Below are 17,381 nucleotides of genomic sequence, written 5' to 3'. Positions count from 1 at the left end.
CTTTATATTTATCTAATAATTAGAAATGTATAAAATATTACATAAACTATCCGTGCATGCAATTAGGTTAATGAGGTATGCCTAGGTGCCAAATCCCCTTTAGAACAGCATATCACTAACTTAGACTCATTATAATTGAATTCTTTAAATACTGTATACTTAAAATATTTCTTGTCATTTGGCTTATAAAGTGATAAATTAGCAGTATATTTTAATGGAATGATGACGCTTCTTAAAGATTTTGGAAATCTTTAAGGGGGTTTTTTTTGTTTCTTTTATTTGAAGTTAGGAAAGGGGTCGTTAATATAATGAAAATTTTTGGTGAGAACGTTTTTAATGATGCTGTGATGAAAGAACGTTTACCACATGCAACCTATAAATCCTTGCGTAAGACGATCGAAGAAGGGCTTGCGCTTGATCCCGGTGTGGCTGAAATCGTAGCCAACGCCATGAAAGATTGGGCAATTGAAAAGGGAGCGACGCATTTTACCCACTGGTTCCAGCCGCTGACCGGAATCACTGCCGAGAAGCAGGATTCCTTTATCTCCCCAACAAAATATGGTAACGTGGTTATGGAATTTTCCGGTAAGGAACTGAGTCAGGGCGAGCCTGATGCTTCCTCTTTTCCCAGCGGCGGAATTCGCGCCACGTTTGAAGCACGAGGCTACACGATTTGGGACTGCACCTCCCCTGCGTTTCTTAAAAAAGACGCCGACTTATTAACTTTGTGTATCCCCACGGCTTTTTGTTCCTACACTGGAGAAGCACTGGACAAAAAAACTCCGCTTCTTCGCTCTATGCAGACGCTTTCCAAACAAGCCTTGCGCGTCTTACGACTCTTCGGCAATACGACAACTGCCCGTGTCACCAGCTCGGTCGGAGCAGAGCAAGAGTATTTTCTTGTAGACAAGAAATTCTTCGACCAACGTCTTGACCTTATGCTCACCGGTCGGACCCTGTTTGGAGCTATGCCACCTAAGGGCCAGGAACTGGATGATCATTACTTCGGAAGCATTAAAACACGCGTAGCCTCCTTTATGAATGAATTGAACGTCGAATTGTGGAAGCTTGGTGTTCTGGCCAAAACCCAGCATAACGAAGTGGCTCCTGGGCAATTTGAGCTGGCACCTATTTATGGAACAACTAATATTGCCGCCGACCACAACCAACTCGTTATGGAAACCATGAAAAAAGTGGCTCTGCGACATAATATGGTTTGCCTGCTTCATGAAAAACCCTTTGCCGGCATCAATGGTTCCGGTAAACATAACAACTGGTCTCTAACAACCAACGATGGGCTGAACCTCCTTGAACCCGGCCATACTCCTCATGAAAATCTCCAGTTCCTGACGATCATCTGTGCGGTGGTTAAAGCTGTTGATGATTATGCAGAATTGCTGCGGGGTTCAGCCGCTAACCCTGGGAATGACCACCGTCTCGGTGCTAACGAAGCGCCGCCCGCCATTATCTCCATTTTCCTTGGGGATCAGCTCACCGATATTTTTGCCCAACTTGAAAGCGGGGGACTTAACCGCTCCCTCCAAGGGGAAAAATTAGCCAGCGGCGTAAAAACACTGCCCGCTTTCCGTAAAGATTCTACGGATCGCAATCGCACCTCTCCCTTCGCTTTTACCGGCAATAAATTCGAATTTAGGATGATTGGTTCCTCTCAATCCATCTCCGGACCAAACGTCGTATTTAATTTAATTATTGCCGAGGTCCTTTCTCAATTTGCTGATCGTCTGGAACAAGCAGCCGACTTCAATCAAGTTCTTCAAGAACTCCTTCAGGAAACCGTTACAAATCACAAAAGAATCCTCTTTGACGGAAACGGTTATTCTGCGGAGTGGGTTGAAGAAGCCGCTAAACGCGGACTCCCTAATATCTCCTCCACAGTTGATGCCGCACTTGTTCTCCTCCGCGAGTCCACAATCGACTTGTATGAAAAACATAAAGTATTGGACCGGACCGAACTGGAATCTCGTTATGAAATCAACTTGGAGCAATATTGCAAACAGATTAACATCGAAGCCCTAACCATGATCGACATGGCCAAGCATCAGATTATCCCGGCAGCCGTCAAATATTCCACCCAATTGGCTAATTCCATCAATGCAATTAAATCCGCTTCCAAAACTACAGATGTATCGGTTCAAGAAGACCTCCTGAAAAATCTCTGCTCCACCCTGGTTTCCCTTGAAGAAAAATTAAACGCCTTGGAACAAGACGTTCAAACAGCCAATGCTTTGCTTGGCGATGCCTATGAGCATGGCGTTTACTATCGAGATGTCGTTTTCAAAGCAATGGAAGCCCTCCGGATTGATGGAGATAAACTGGAAACAATCATTGACGCTGACCTCTGGCCGCTTCCCACCTATGCACAAATGTTATTTATGCTTTAATAGTTTGTTGACTATTCACCAATACAGGTTACGCACGGTATTATAAAGATGGGGCTGTGTTTTCACACAGTCCCATCTTTTATCTTACTCTCCGGACGCTTGATGCCTAAGCGTGATGCTGAATGGTCTTTTCCCAAAAAGAAATTAGACCAAGAGGATGTCTGATAGAAATCCCAATTCGCAGGCGGCACCGCGGGAACATCCAACGATGCTTCTTCCCCATATTTTTTGAGTCTTGCATAAGCTCTGACCCAGACACATTTCTTTTCTTGAGGATAAACTTCACACCAACCGTCTAAACTCCCGCCACAAGCCCCGTTACGCTGATTTTTTGGACATTGGGACATCGGGCAAAGATAAGCTAAATCCAAGATGGCACAATCGCCGCAATCCTTGCAATCAAGCATTGCGACCTTGACAAGATGCTCTATTGCATGCAGTCCCTTTTCAGTTTTTTTCTTACCCTCTGCCGCACGATACATCCCGCGCATCATGGGGAATAGTCTCTTGTGCGGTGTGAACAAGAGACCATGCATCCCCCTCAGCAGCGTATACATCGCCCCGGTTGGGGCATCTAAGGGAAGATTGGCACGATTTGTGGGTCGATCTGTATTCAAGCCGGTCAACTCATCTTTTTCAAAGTAGTAGAAGCCATTCGTTTGCGGATAATCGAATTCCTTGACCAGATCTTGCCAGTCCGGACTAAGTTCCTCCCCCTTGTCAAGGATGTATTCTACTTGTTCGTATTTAAGATTATGTCCGCCAATATGAACTCCGGCAACGCCCATGCCTTTCAAGATCGCGTACAATTTGGCTGCCCTCAGCATCCGCTGACCAACCCCTTTATCAGGGGCACTTTTTTCCGTATTGAGTTCTGCCAATAGTTTGTCCGTGACTACACAACCGGGCAACTTGTTTTTATTCATTAGATTTGCCGCTCCATAAGGAAGAACATAAATGTTCCCCATAACCGGTATATCAAGATTATTGATTTTCAGAAACTGCAGGACTTCGTGGCATTTCCTGACGTCATACCCAAGTTGCATGACAATAAATTGAGCACCGCTTTCAATTTTCTTTTTCAGCTTGTAGTACTGAACCATCAGTTCGGCCTCCGTGGACTTAAACGGAGAAACAGCTGCTCCTGCGAAAAAGGTACTGGGTGCGTGATAAGTTGGTCCCTTCATACCTTGAACTTCCAAGCCCTTATTCATTTCAGTTATCAGTTGTAAGGTATTGGAGGGATCAAGATCAAAGACTGGTTTAGGGCGTCCTTGAAAACCGGAAACCGGATAGTCTCCTGTCATCACTAAGAGGTTACGAACTTTTGCACGATCCAAAGCATACAATTGGCTTTCCATCTGATTGCGGTTCTTGTCTTTACAGGTGAAATGTACCAACGGTTCGATTCCCATTTTGAGAATTTCCATTCCCAAATAATCAGCAAGCATTGCCGGATTACCCCCAGGGTTATCAGTGATGGTGAGCGCATGGACTCGGCCACCCTTAGCTGCTTGTTCCGCAGAGGCGATAGCGGTTTCCTGGGCCTTTTCGTTTGCGCCTCTCCCCGGTACGAGCTCCCACGTCACGCACAGAGAATTTTTGTCGAGCAATGACTCTTTGAACTTGTTTTCCATTCCCTAGTTCCTCTCCCATTTCACCCATTATTTGAGGACATTATTTCTACTCTTCCTTATTATAACCTTTTTAGGCCGATAATTCAGAATAAATTTCGACCTTTTTATTAGCCCGAACCATTATTCACCATGCCTTAGACAAATTTTACTTATATATTTGTTTCCCCGTTATATGAGATAATTTGGTATTAACCGCTGACAATAGTACCCCCGTTGAGGTGAAGGATCTGTCCGGACATATATGAGGAATCCTCGGAAGCCAAAAACACATAAGCCGGTGCCAACTCTTTGGGTTGACCAGCTCGTTTCATGGGTGTTGTACTGCCAAAGGTCGCGACATGCTCCTCTTGAAAGGAGGAGGGGATTAAAGGCGTCCAGACAGGACCCGGGGCGACTCCGTTGACACGAATCCCCAATTTACAAAGTGATTCGGACAGGGAACGGGTAAAGGAAACGACTGCCCCTTTAGTCGCCGCATAATCGATCAGTTGGTCGTGCCCCTCATATGCCGTGATCGAGGTCGTATTGATAATAACACCCCCCGATTTAAGATAGGGTAACGCAGCTTTGACTAAAAAAAAGTAACTCAATATGTTGGTACGAAAGGTTCTTTCGAGCTGTGCAGTCGTCACGTCAAGCAAACTATTCTGCGGGTGTTGTTCTCCTGCATTGTTGACAAGAATATCAATTTTTCTAAAAGCTTGTATCGTCTGATTGACGATTTCCTGACAGAAGACCTCATCGCCAATATCTCCCGCTACAACTAAACAGCGGTGTCCCAATTGTTCTATCCGCGCTTTCGTTTCCAAGGCATCGTCATGTTCTTGCAAATGAGCTATCACAACATCGGCCCCTTCTTTAGCATAGGCGATTGCTACCGCACGACCTATCCCACTATCTCCTCCACTGATGATGGCGACTTTTCCTTTTAACTTTGCACTTCCCAAATACGCTGCGTCTTCGGCAACAGGTTTGGGATTCATAAGAGATTCAAAGCCTGGTTGTTGATCTTGGTGTTGAGCCGGAAATGTTGGTTGAGGAATACTAGCCTGGGTCATTTACTTTCACACCTTCCGTAATTAGTCTTAATACCGCATTCTATTAAACAGTCCTTACTAAATTAAAATGACCATTTTCTCTATTTTGTACTCATCATCTCAATTCTCTTTACATTTCTGTATGAAAGTGATATCATATTGCTATCAAAATGAATCTGAATAAACTTTTAGGAGGCTACCAAAATGATCGAAAAGAAAGCGTGGGCCGTTAACGGTTATCTTGCCTTGATCTTTATGCTTGCCCTCTTGATCGGTGGAATTGCCCTACTTATCCAAGAATACTTCTTGGTGGGAATTTCTCTGCTAATTATTGTAGTTATTCTTGGAACCGGTATTTTAGTGGTTCAACCGAATAAGTCCTATGCACTGGTCTTTTTTGGAAGTTATCTCGGGACGATCCGCGAACCCGGATTATGGTTAAGTGTTCCATTAGCGGTACGTAAAGGGGTTTCATTGCGCGTACGGAATTTTAACAGTAAAACCCTCAAAGTCAATGACATTGAGGGTAATCCGGTTGAGATTGCTGCCGTTGTCGTTTTTCGCGTAGTTGATACAGCCAAGGCAATTTTTGATGTCGAGAAATATGAGCAATTCGTTGAAATCCAAAGTGAAACGGCTTTGCGACACGTGGCAACTCGTTATGCTTATGATAATTTTGAATCCAAGGGTCTTTCCTTAAGAAGTAATCCTGAAGAGGTATCCACTGAATTGATGCAAGAATTGCGACAACGCCTCGCACTCGCTGGTGTTGAAGTGAGCGAAGCCCGTCTTACCCATTTAGCCTATGCTACTGAAATTGCAGGCGCAATGCTGCAACGACAACAGGCTTCAGCTATCCTCTCCGCCCGTCAAATAATCGTGGAAGGTGCTGTGGGCATGGTTCAGATGGCTGTTGAGCGGATCGAAAAAGATGGCGTCGTTAAACTGGACGAAGAACGCAAGGCGGCTATGATTAATAATCTCTTAGTGGCAGTCGTTTCCGAACGCGCTGTCCAACCGGTCATTAATACGGGGACAGTCTATTAAAGATACTCGTTTCTTAGATTCTCGTTTATTCAATCTATAACCCCAGAACAGCAGCTTGATATCGGATGTGGATAAATATGGCAATAAAAAAACAATTCCCCTTACGGCTTGATCCCAAACTTTATACCGCTCTGGAGCGTTGGGCTGCCGATGAATTTCGCAGCGCCAATGCCCACATTGAATTTTTACTTCGGGAGGCAGTTCGCCATGCTGGGCGTTTAAACGACAGAGTCAGTCCGGAAACATTAGAAGATGTTAAATAGTACGCAATATCATTAGATAAGCCCGTGAATTTCTCCTTACTTGGAGTTCACGGGCTTATTTATGTTATTCAGCGGTCCCTTCCCGCCATACGGCATCTAGCCATCCTTGGCGACGCTCTAATCTCGAACGTCCTGTTCGAGTCCTTGGTTACAGGGATACTCGTTCATCCCTGGACAGCGCCCTTATCTCGAACGTCCTGTGCGAGTCATGACCCCTCCGCATTTCTTTGTTTAAGGCACCAGGACACGCCGAGCGCCCAGATACCGTGCTGCATAATAGGTATTTGCCATGTCATCGTAAGTTACACCACCACTAGACGAATGAATCATCGTGTTATTACCGACATAGATTCCGACATGGGAAGCACCTGAAGAGTATGTGTGAAAAAATACTAAATCTCCCGGCCGTAATTCCGAACGCGAAACGGAAACTCCATTGTGAAACTGCTGTTCTGAAGTTCGACTCAAAGAAACGCCATTATTACGATAGACGTATTGCACAAAACCCGAACAGTCAAATCCAGAAGGGGTCGTGCCTCCCCAGACATATGGCGTGCCAAGAAATTGCGCCGCAAAGCTATGAATTTTTTGGGCACCGCCTGAAACTTTAACAGTTCCTGAAACCCCTCCGCCCGAATTTGCTCCCCGCGAAATACCAGAGGACTTCTCCCGAGCAGCATAGTCTGCTTCAAGCGCTTCTTGCTCGATCAATCTTTGTACCCTACTCACATTAGCTTGTGCAGCTAAAGAAGCATTCAGAGCCGTATTTTCATCTTTGCTTAATTGAGCAAGGATAGTTTGCTGCTTGTCCAGGGTTTGTTGCACAGCTTGCTGGGTTTGTGCTTTTTCCTGGATTGAAGCCTGGATTGTATTCTGCTTTTGTTTGATGAGTTCTTTCTGATTGTTCATGGTTTCGTTCAACGCTGCAAGATCCTTTTGCAGCTTACTATAACTGCCTACGATCATCTGAATCTTGTCCGCGCGGTCAATAAAGTCCGATAAACTGCTGGCCTCGAACAGCACAGCTAAATAAGTTGTTACACCTTCTTCATAATTACTCTTCAGGAATTGTCCCAGCGCTTGAATATACTCCTGCCGCTGTTTCTCAAGTTTTTTTTGCTTTTCTTCCAATCTCTTTAGGTTCTGTTGTTCCTCAGTCAGTAATAGTTGTTCCCGCTCCATACTGTTCTTCAAAGTCTGAACAGATTGCTTTAGTGCCAAAACCTGTGGCGCTACACTCGCCACTTTATCTTTCTGTATCTGTAAAACCCCATTTAGCTGATCGACTTGTTGTTTTGATTGATTGAGCTGCTGCTGCAAATCATCGGCTTGAACCGGGATTACTGAAGCGACTAAAAGACTGACTCCCAGGCTTATGACTAAGGTTGTCCTATATAGAAAACGTATTCTTATCATTCAATTAACCCCTCAAAACCCCTCAACTACTCTTTTGTCTTAGAATTCGCCACAAATGCTGAAATTCCTTGTCAACTATGTAAAAAAATTAGGAAAGCATTACTCACAAGGTTCCGAACTCAGAACATCGCCTCGTGGAGCAAAAAAAAGCAATTACGCAAGTAAAAAAGAAAAACCCACCCGTCCTAAAGGGTGCCTAAGAGCTTGGATTTTTCATGATTAGACGGGTATACTAAATAAATAATTATTAGGAGTGCATAAAGTGGACCATCCCGCATCCAATTCAGCTGGACGACGTTACCTGGCCTATGTCAGTACACTTGGTACAACTCAACTTCATTTAAGAAGCCCATTTGTAGTTGCTTTTTGGTCTCTGGCCTTCCCCGGCTTAGGTCACTTATTGTTATCAAAATACCTAATGGGCTATCTTTTGTTTCTTTGGGAACTTTTCGTGAATTCGCAAGCCCATATTAACCTGGCCATTCTCTATTCCTTTACAGGCAGACTCCAAATGGCCAAAGACATTCTTGATCTAAACTGGGTACTGCTATATATTCCTACGTATATTTTCGGCGTTTGGGATTCCTATCGATCTACAGTTGACCTGAATCATCAATATATCTTAGCCTCCAGAGAAGACGCCGAAGTTAAGACGTTTAACATCAATTCAATTGAAATTAATTATATCGATAAGCGAACACCCTGGAATGCGGCTCTATGGTCAGCAATGATGCCCAGCCTGGGACAGATCTTAATTCATCGGATCCCAAGTGCCTTGTTTATAATAGTTTGGTTTATAGTGATTGTTCAGCAGGCCAAACTGCTTCCTGCTCTCCATAACACACTCCTGGGCCAGTTTGCCTACGCTAAATCTATTCTTAATCCACAATGGTTCTTAAATCTTCCGAGTGTCTGGCTCTTTGCTGTCTATGATGCTTATGTAAGTGCTGTATCAAGAAATAACTTATTTGATTGGGAACAAACTAAATTTCTCAAGAAGAATTATGAAAATAAAAACTTTAAAATGCCCGTTGACAAGATGGCTGGAAGCGGTGATGGTATGTATATTGTCTCGACATTTGACCATTCAAATTATTATTAAGTTGCTAACCACTAAAAAATACGATAATAGGCGGAAAAAATCAAAGGCAACAGAGGTTGTCCTAATCATTGAGTGTCAAGAAGCTCAAATGGAGATGGTTCATGACTTACTTTGGGAAAACCATGCTCTCGGGGTTCGAAAGTTAAATCTGAATTAAGAAAAGTATTTTTAAGGATTTACTTATTTGGGGGGCATTAGGTTTTATGAACGAGTCAGAACTGATTAATCAAATGATTCAAACTAAGATAATGTATAAACAGTTATCCATAGAACACTGGGTTAAGTATGAGGTGTTCACCTGGCAATGGTGGCTTGGGATAGCTAGCGTAAGCTTACCATTATTATTATGGTGGAAACTGGTAGATAGACGAAGGATACTCGAAATAACGGTATTTGGGTTCATTATAAGTACTTCAGCAACCTTTCTTGATGTAGCGGGTTCAGAGTCAATGCTATGGAATTACCCCATAAGAATACTTCCCCAAATTCCGTTGCTTTTTCCCGTAGATTTCGTCTTGGTGCCTATTATTTACATGCTAATCTATCAGCGTTACAACGCCTGGAAGCAATTCCTGTTTACAAATACAATTGTTGCCCTGGTTTTAGCATTTGTTGTTGAGCCACTAGCAGTGTACATCAAACAATACCAATTAATTTATTGGAAATTTGAATATTCATTTCCAATTTATATTTTATTAGCAGTTTTTGGGAGATTATTTGTCAATAAAATGTTATCCTTGCAGGAAAAATTTCTTAAAGTTGCTGCTCCTGATGAAGCTGACCGGAGATCATGACCTGGGGCTGCACATAAAATTCAATATCATAACGCTCACTTAACCAGTTTGCCTTCCATTCATCCAATAACAAAACAGCATAGTTATCATCTTTATCCAGCACTACCGTACTCATGCTTGATTCGGTCAGCAGCTTAATAGTCTTTTCCTCTTTTTCAACCCAGCGTACGATTTCAAAGGGAAGGTGTTGAATATCTACCTGAACCCCATACTCTTCTCGCAAGCGGTATTCTAATACTTCAAACTGCAATTGCCCGACAACCCCGATGATCGGAGCCTCTACCCCGACATGGAGATCACGGAAGACATGGATAGCTCCTTCTTCCTGCAGTTCTTGAATCCCTTTAATAAATTGTTTGCGTTTTAAAGCGTTGGCAATATTGATCCGGGCAAAGTTTTCGGGGTTAAAGAAAGGCATCGCTTCAAACTGCAGCCCATCTTTTTCCGTGAGAACATCTCCGATCCTTAAAAGCCCGCTATCATGAACCCCAATAATATCGCCGGCAAACGCCTCTTCAAGAATTGTTCGTTCCTGGGCAAACAACTGTTGCGGTTGAGCGAGTCGAAGTCGTCTATGGGAACGGGTATGCAGCACGTTCATACCCCGTTCATAGCGACCGGAACAAATCCGGATAAACGCGATACGGTCCCGGTGCTGGGCATTCATATTCGCCTGGATTTTGAATATATACCCGGAAAAACTGGGGGTTGCCGGATTTAACTCGCCCTGATTCGTACTGCGGGGCTGCGGGGCAGGCGCCAAATCCAGGAAGCTGCGCAAAAAATTCGGTACGCCGAAGTTATAGAGTGCACTCCCAAAAAACACCGGCGTTACTTCTCCCCGGTTTACTCGTTCCCTCGAAAAGGTATTTCCGGCCAAATCCAAAAGGTCAATTTCCTCCTTTAACTGGTTAAGCAGGAGCTCCCCAATGCCTTCCCGTACGTTTGGATCACTGAGGGCTCCGGATATGGGTGGCTGAGCACTGGATTTACTGCTTCCTTCCGTAAAGCGCTCAACCTGCCCCGTATGGCGGTCATAAATTCCTTTAAAATCCGAGCCCATACCAATCGGCCAATTCATGGCATAGGATTCAACTCCCAGAACCTTTTCCACTTCATCCATTAAATCCAGCGGGTCCTTGGCATCACGGTCGAACTTATTAATGAACGTAAAAATCGGAATTCCCCGTTTTCGACAGACCTGAAACAATTTTTTGGTTTGGGTTTCAACCCCTTTAGCGGCGTCAATCAGCATAACGGCACTGTCAGCTGCCGTCAGGGTACGGTAGGTATCCTCACTAAAATCCTGGTGACCCGGCGTATCCAGGATGTTGACGACATATCCCTGATACTTAAACTGGAGGGCACTGGAAGTAATAGAAATACCCCGCTGCCGCTCAAGGTCCATCCAGTCCGACGTAGCATAGCGTTCCATTTTTCTGGCTTTGACCGAGCCGGCTTCGCGAATTGCCCCGCCAAAAAGGAGCAGTTTTTCCGTTAAGGTTGTTTTTCCCGCATCTGGATGGGAGATAATGGCAAATGTTTTGCGAGAATTAATTTCTGCTTTTAAATCCGTTTGGTTCAATGTCTTTTACTCCTTAACTTATCTTTTTCTCATATATTCTATTCCACAATTTATACATGGGTTTAAATGTTATGAAGAGAACTTCAGATAATTAACTCAGAGATGATGAAAATTAATTATAACATACCTCAGTGAATATTTTCAAATAATTTCCGCCTCCCTTCCCACAACACTCGAACATGAAATTTAATTTAAATAGCCGCTCTAAAAAAGAAGCGCTCAGAAATGATTCATCTGAACGCTTCTTAATACTATCCTAATGCTTTCTTTGAACTTTTGTCAAAAATACGATCCATAAAGGAATAACCGGATCCTAAATAAACATCCGCTTATGCCATCACTGCACTTTTCCAGATACCTTGGCGTGTTCTGCCAACCATTGTTCCACCGCATAATTTAACGGTAGAGTTCTCACATCTTCCCAAATATAGTCTGTCACGGACAACTGGCGCAAATCAAACTCCTTAAAATACTGCCCGCAAACTTCGCAAGCCACCACTTCAACCCCGGGGAATTCCCCTGAATTCAGATAGTTTTGTTCAGCTGCTTCTTCACTTCCGCATAGTATACAACCAACACGCTTCGTTGGCCATTCCTGCCCGCAGAGGGTACAGTGCAAGAAGCGTTGACCGTTTGGCGGAGCAAGTACGGAAAGCGTGGTTCCTTCGCCACAGATTGGACAAACCGCACTCTCGTGGATGAGTTCTCCCTGATGATCTTGCAGTGGGGCGTTAAGCATATCCTTTTTCGTTTCCATAATCCTTGCGCGTAAAAGCTGAGCTATACCGCTTATGGCGATCTGCAGACAACTTAACAACCCTGGGTCTGACACAGATTGACCGGCTTTAAATTCAAGCCAAGTTTCCCTTAAAACCGATTCGGATACTATTACTCCTCTGATCCGATTCAACCTTTCCCAAAGCTCTAAAACCACCGTTTCCGGAAAGGCCACAAAGGGGTAGTAAGGAGGAGTCTCCGCCGGACTCAATTCTTCCATCCAGAAAGAACCCCGCTCATCTTGCCAACGCCCAACTTCTTCGTTTAGGAGGCTATAGGTCTGATAAGCTTGCTCCATCGTTGTATTCCCCACGGTTTCCATCTTATGCTCAAGCATATTTTTGTCCATTTAAGGAGCTCCCCCTTACATTCATCCCATCCAAGATTCCCACTTCTACAAGCGGGAATCTCTCAAGCCAACTGTGAGCAACTCGAACTTGCTTAGTTTAAATTTTGCTCATTTTTCACTCTTTCATACCATTTCCCATAGTGATGTTTCGCAAAACTGGTTTTTACATAACCAGTGATTATGCCCTTAAGAGCAGGATTGGACTTCGGGTGGATGATAGCCAAATACAGATGCCCGGTGATAGCTGTTGCCATCATAAATGCCGACAGGTCATGCACCGGATAAGCCCAACGAACTAAACCAGCGGGGAAATACGAGGCAAACCACATAATGAGCCCACTTACCGTGATGAAAAACGAACCAAAAATGGTGAGCATAGAGTTAATTTTTTCTCCCCCATTAAACTTATCTTGAGGTGGAAACTTTCCATCGGTATTAAATCCGAAAAACTCCTTCGGGAAGGTCATCACATGTTTCACTTCTGCTTCTCCCCACGTAAAGACCGCTTTTAACCAATACCTGTGACCACTTGTATCTCCAACAAAGAACAGCAAACCCACCACAACAATAAATATGACAGCTACAATGCGGTGAATAATCCGACAAGCTGCAACCCCACCGAAGATAACCGACACCGGTTCAAAAAAGGTGCCTAGTATACTCAATCCGGTAAAGAGCAAGATAAAGAAGGCAATGGCATGAACCCAGTGACTTAGACGTTCTCCCCCACTAAAGCGCATAGTCTTATCTCCGCCAAGCGTCTTTCGGGTTGTTTTGGTTTGTGGATTGATTGCCATTAGTGTTTCCCCCCTTTCTTTCCATCATTCTCTTCATGGCCTCTGTTGCGATAATTCCCTTGTAAGAGGTTGGAGAGACCCCCCACAACTACCGCCACAGCCGTTGCAGGCCAAACATATTTGAAAAGCGGCTGAATTCCATCCTTCCATAAGGTCAGAGAGAGCGGAATCGTAGGATTAACCGGGAGGCCATAGGCCTCTGGACTATCCATTAATAAATAGAGATACGTCGTGCCACCCATTTCCTTTTCTCCATAGAGCTGCGCCTTGGGCTGAGTCTTCTGAACCTCAGCAAGACGCTTCTTCGCTTTGGCCAGCATAGCGTCACGTTCTCCAAAGCTTAAAGCACCTGGTTGACACGTGTGGACACACGCTGGAAGGAGGTTATTTTCGACCCGGTCAATACACCCCGTACATCTAAAGGCTTTATTCTTAACCTCATCAATCTTCGGAACCCCGAACGGGCAGTTTGTTGCACAATAACCGCAGCCAATACATTTATCCTGATCGACTAGGACGTACCCCGAGTCCGTCTGATAAATTGCTTTCTGAGGACAAGCCTTCATGCACGCAGGGTCGGCACAGTGGAAACATTGTGCCTTCCGTATCAGCCAGCTATTCTTTTGATTTTCATATTTTTCTGCAAATGTCATATAGGTGAAAGTCGTCGGGGTAAAGTCCTTATGAATTTGATAACTCTTGACCAGCTTGGTTTTCTCCGCCGGAAGTTCGTTCCACGCCTTGCAGGCCACAGAGCACGCCTTACATCCCGTACATAATGAAGTATCAACTAAAACCATTTTCCTTGTCATTAATTTGCCCTCCTTATATTGCATAGGCAAACTTTATACTCTGGAATACTAGCTACAGGATCCAAGGCAGCAATAGTAATATCATTAGCACCCGCACCAGGACTTAAGCTCGCAAATCCCCAGTGATAGGGCATGCCAATGGTTTCTGTATCCTTGCCATCGATCTTGTAGGACTGGATACGATCGGTTACTAAGGCGCGCACTTTAATTTTTCCGCGTGCGGAAGAAACTTCGACCATATCTCCTTCTTTTACTCCAATTTTCTTACCTAAGGTCTTACTGATCTCCGCAAACGGTTCCGGACTATTTTCATTCAGCCATGGGATGTTGCGCGTAATTCCGCCGGAACAGAAATGATCGACTGTCCTATAGGTAGTCAAAATAAATGGGAAATCTTCCGCCTTACCAATCTTAGTCGATACCACCTGCGCCATTGGGCTGGTTGAAACCTTGGGATGCAAAAGATTAGTTATCGGACTTTCTACTGCTTCGTAGAATTCCGGTAACGGTCCATCTCCGCATGTTGATGCTGCACGAACACCGACAGCAGGCAAACCATCCGCAGATTTTTCAGCCGGCAATCCGCTCATAAAAGGAGGTGCGAATAAGCGGCCAACTAACTCTGGGCACATCCGGAAACTTACCTTCCCTTCCGGAGTATCTGGTCCCTTGGTCTTATCTATAAGGTCCCCATTGTCATTTCCTGCCCATACATTGGCAGCGGCATCCCACCAAATAAGTTTGCGTTTGGCGTCGACAGGCTGTCCCAATTCATCGCAGGAAGCCCGGTTATTAAGAATACGAGTATTTCCAGGCCAGGAAAAAGCCCACTCTCTGAACAGTTTCAGACCTGACGGATCGGTATTCTTGCGACGAGCCGCAAGGTTTCCATTCCCCGTGACACCGGCATAAATCCAACAGCCTGTAGATGCCGTACCGATCGGCGCTTTAAGATAATCTCCTATTGTCGGGAAAAGCTTACCTGTTGTTTCGTCATAGCCACTCAGTTCCTGAAGCACTTTCAAAGCGCTGGGTTCCTCACCGTAGTCCCAGCGGGCCTTCAAAATCGGAGCATCTTTAGGATCCGTGCTCCCGGCATATAACTTGCGAATTTTCTTAAAGAGGAAGTCAACCAAGTCAAGGTCCGGTTTCGAATCCCCGAGCGGTTTAATCGCAGCTTCTTTCCACTGAATCAAGCGTGAAGAGTTCGACATGGAACCGGCTTTTTCATAAGAAAATGATGCTGGAAACAAGATAACTTCAGTCTGGATATCGGCTGATTTAACCGCCGGATCACGCCAGAACTGAGCAGTTTCAACTTCAAAAATATCCGATACGACCAACATTTCGAGTTTCGATAAGCCGGCACGGACGAGCGCTAGATCCGGCAAAGAGACCATTCCGTTCGATCCGAAGTTAAAGAGCATTTTAAACTGTCCCTTTTCCATCAGTCCAAACATTCTCATTATCGTTGCATTCACTTTGGGATCAGTCTTCGGCAAATAGCTAAACCCATAGTCATTCTCCTGGGTAGCGTTTTCGCCATACCAAGCTTTAAGAAGGGCGACCAGATGCTTTTCAAAAAATGACCCGTTGCGCACATAATAATCACGCGTGGTCGTATCACTATTGATAGGATAGGGCAAATAACCCGGCAAGAGGTGAACAAGGTTAGCCATATCCGTCGAACCCTGAACATTTGGCTCTCCGCGCAGGGCATTGATCCCGCCACCGGCTTTACCAATATTACCTAATAACAATTGAATGATGGCATAAGCCCGAATACCTTGCGTACCCGTAGTATGTTGGGTCATTCCCATCGCATAAAGAATGCTTGCCGGTTTCCCTTTCGAGAAGACATCGGCAATTTCTTTAATTTTAGCGGCCGGAATTCCCGAAATTTTTTCGGCTGTTTCCAAGGTATATCTGGAATAGTGAGCTTTGAGCTTAGCAAATACGCTATCCTGGTCCTCAAGACTGTCAGCTTTCAGGGGTTTATTATCCGGTCCAAGTTGATAACCCCAGCTTGGGGTAGCGTACTTCTTTGTTTTAGGATCAAAACCAGAGAAGAGACCTTCTTCCAGTTTGTAGTCTTTGCTGACCTTAAGCAGGGCATTAGTGTAATTAAGAACATACTTCTCATCATATAATTTCTTTTCGATAATATAATTAATAATTGCACCCAGATAAGCAATATCCGTTCCCGGACGGATTTGGGCGAAGATGTCGGCTTTATTAGCTGTCAGGGTAAAACGTGGATCGACGACGATTACTTTGGCGCCTTTTTCTTTAGCCCGAAGAATCCACTTCATGGCAACCGGATGGTTTTCAGCGCAGTTACTTCCCGCAATTAAAAAGACCTCGGAATTGTATAAATCTGACCATGAATTGGTCATCGCACCGCGGCCAAATGAAGGTGACAAACCTGCCACTGTGGAAGAGTGTCACACCCTGGCCTGATGTTCATGGTAAGGGGTTCCTATTAACCGGCAGAATTTCGTAAACAGGTAAGACTCTTCATTGTCTACTTCTGCAGAACCCAAGAAGGCGATCCCTTCAGCACGGTTAACAGTTAACATTTTTTTTAGTCCGGTTTTAGCATCAACAACCTCATCGGCTGCTTTCCAACTGGCATCCCGGACTTCTTTGGTTTTCTTGGCAACACGGTCCAGTGCCTCTTCCCAGGAAATGTCTTCCCATTTGTCAGATCCAGGAGCACGCCGTTTCGGCTTAGTCAGACGATTTGGTGAGTAGGCAACGCTCAGTAAACTTGCCCCCTTAGGACAGAGAGCCCCTTCATTGGTCGGATGATCCGGGTCACCCTCCAAATGAACCAACTTGCCCTCTTTTACATACGAGAGCGTCCCACATCCACCGGCACAGAAATGGCAGAGACCTGGGATCTTTTTGGTTCCTTCCAGTTTCAACGCATACCCTTTAGCCTCCGCAACGGCTGGGTCAAATCCCAATCCAGTGGCAAAAGCTGCGATGGAAAGCCCTGAGAGCTTAAGGAAACCACGTCGAGAAACATCCATCTCTTTTCCTCCCCTATTAATTACTTAACCCATACCTAATACCTAAGTCATTTCGTTTGAAAATTTAAAATGGGTGAAACATTTCACTTTATTTAAATTTTCTCATTCTACTTTTACAGCTTATCTCTTTTTGAACATTCAGTCACCATTGTGTTCATTATGTAAATTAAAAAAAAGCGCCATGTACATAAAAAAAACTTTGCCGGCACCAAGCCCTCACGTGATGACCAAAGGCTAACCAAGGCTAACCAAGAATGACCAAGAATGACCAAGAATGAACAAGACCAAGGCCGACCAAAACTAACCAAGGATGACCAAATATCCCTGG

13 protein-coding genes are annotated in these 17,381 nt (G+C 44.5%); 5 read left to right on the top strand and 8 right to left on the bottom strand.

The genetic code is table 11. The annotated features are described in order from the left end of the window. Positions 1-308 precede the first annotated feature (308 nt). Entirely contained in the window at positions 309-2,402 is a 2,094-nt protein-coding gene (locus AC6I5A_RS08860; RefSeq protein WP_034614602.1) for a glutamine synthetase III family protein, read from the top strand. A 62-nt stretch (positions 2,403-2,464) separates the two neighbouring features. On the opposite strand, the gene AC6I5A_RS08855 is transcribed toward AC6I5A_RS08860, so the two are convergent. After that, the gene (locus AC6I5A_RS08855) at positions 2,465-4,039 is read right to left on the bottom strand and encodes a methylenetetrahydrofolate reductase C-terminal domain-containing protein (protein ID WP_034614578.1); all 1,575 of its coding nucleotides are present in this window, start codon (positions 4,037-4,039) and stop codon (positions 2,465-2,467) included. 188 nt (positions 4,040-4,227) lie between these two features. Then, positions 4,228-5,097, bottom strand: coding sequence for an SDR family oxidoreductase (locus tag AC6I5A_RS08850; protein ID WP_034614576.1), 870 nt, complete (start codon positions 5,095-5,097; stop codon positions 4,228-4,230). Positions 5,098-5,280: 183 nt separating this feature from the next. Between AC6I5A_RS08850 and AC6I5A_RS08845 the strand changes: the two genes are divergently transcribed. Both AC6I5A_RS08845 and AC6I5A_RS08840 read left to right on the top strand, forming a co-directional pair. After that, positions 5,281-6,123, top strand: a complete 843-nt coding sequence (locus tag AC6I5A_RS08845; protein WP_034614575.1) for an SPFH domain-containing protein — start codon at positions 5,281-5,283, stop codon at positions 6,121-6,123. A gap of 77 nt (positions 6,124-6,200) precedes the next feature. After that, complete coding sequence (locus AC6I5A_RS08840; protein WP_497900617.1) at positions 6,201-6,386, top strand: type II toxin-antitoxin system antitoxin; 186 nt, start codon at positions 6,201-6,203, stop codon at positions 6,384-6,386. A 231-nt stretch (positions 6,387-6,617) separates the two neighbouring features. On the opposite strand, the gene AC6I5A_RS08835 is transcribed toward AC6I5A_RS08840, so the two are convergent. Next, positions 6,618-7,802, bottom strand: coding sequence for a C40 family peptidase (locus AC6I5A_RS08835; RefSeq protein WP_034614572.1), 1,185 nt, complete (start codon positions 7,800-7,802; stop codon positions 6,618-6,620). Between the two features lie 262 nt (positions 7,803-8,064). On the opposite strand from AC6I5A_RS08835, the gene AC6I5A_RS08830 reads away from it, so the two are divergent. Together AC6I5A_RS08830 and AC6I5A_RS08825 are read left to right on the top strand one after the other, a co-directional pair. Continuing rightward, positions 8,065-8,904, top strand: a complete 840-nt coding sequence (locus AC6I5A_RS08830) for a hypothetical protein (RefSeq protein ID WP_052167981.1) — start codon at positions 8,065-8,067, stop codon at positions 8,902-8,904. Between the two features lie 203 nt (positions 8,905-9,107). Continuing rightward, positions 9,108-9,698, top strand: coding sequence for a CBO0543 family protein (locus AC6I5A_RS08825; protein WP_052167979.1), 591 nt, complete (start codon positions 9,108-9,110; stop codon positions 9,696-9,698). On the opposite strand, the gene AC6I5A_RS08820 is transcribed toward AC6I5A_RS08825, so the two are convergent. From AC6I5A_RS08820 to fdnG, 5 genes are all read right to left on the bottom strand, one after another. After that, positions 9,658-11,283 (bottom strand): peptide chain release factor 3, encoded by a 1,626-nt coding sequence (locus AC6I5A_RS08820; RefSeq protein ID WP_034614571.1) that lies wholly within the window; start codon positions 11,281-11,283, stop codon positions 9,658-9,660. The genes AC6I5A_RS08825 and AC6I5A_RS08820 overlap by 41 nt on opposite strands. A gap of 337 nt (positions 11,284-11,620) precedes the next feature. Beyond that, on the bottom strand, positions 11,621-12,409 hold the full coding sequence (locus tag AC6I5A_RS08815; protein WP_497900616.1) for a formate dehydrogenase accessory protein FdhE: 789 nt from the start codon (positions 12,407-12,409) through the stop codon (positions 11,621-11,623). A 92-nt stretch (positions 12,410-12,501) separates the two neighbouring features. Beyond that, positions 12,502-13,206: a formate dehydrogenase subunit gamma gene (locus tag AC6I5A_RS08810; protein WP_497900615.1), complete on the bottom strand. Its 705-nt coding sequence runs from the start codon at positions 13,204-13,206 to the stop codon at positions 12,502-12,504. Further along, the gene (locus AC6I5A_RS08805; RefSeq protein ID WP_034614570.1) at positions 13,206-14,018 is read right to left on the bottom strand and encodes a 4Fe-4S dicluster domain-containing protein; all 813 of its coding nucleotides are present in this window, start codon (positions 14,016-14,018) and stop codon (positions 13,206-13,208) included. The genes AC6I5A_RS08810 and AC6I5A_RS08805 overlap by 1 nt, the downstream gene beginning before the upstream one ends. After that, entirely contained in the window at positions 14,018-17,053 is a 3,036-nt protein-coding gene (gene fdnG / locus AC6I5A_RS08800) for a formate dehydrogenase-N subunit alpha (RefSeq protein ID WP_497900614.1), read from the bottom strand. Before fdnG ends, AC6I5A_RS08805 begins: the two co-directional genes overlap by 1 nt. Between the last annotated feature and the right edge of the window lie 328 nt (positions 17,054-17,381).

The sequence above is a fragment of the Desulfosporosinus sp. Tol-M2 genome (assembly GCF_059735615.1).
This window is presented reverse-complemented; position numbering and strand designations above follow the sequence as displayed.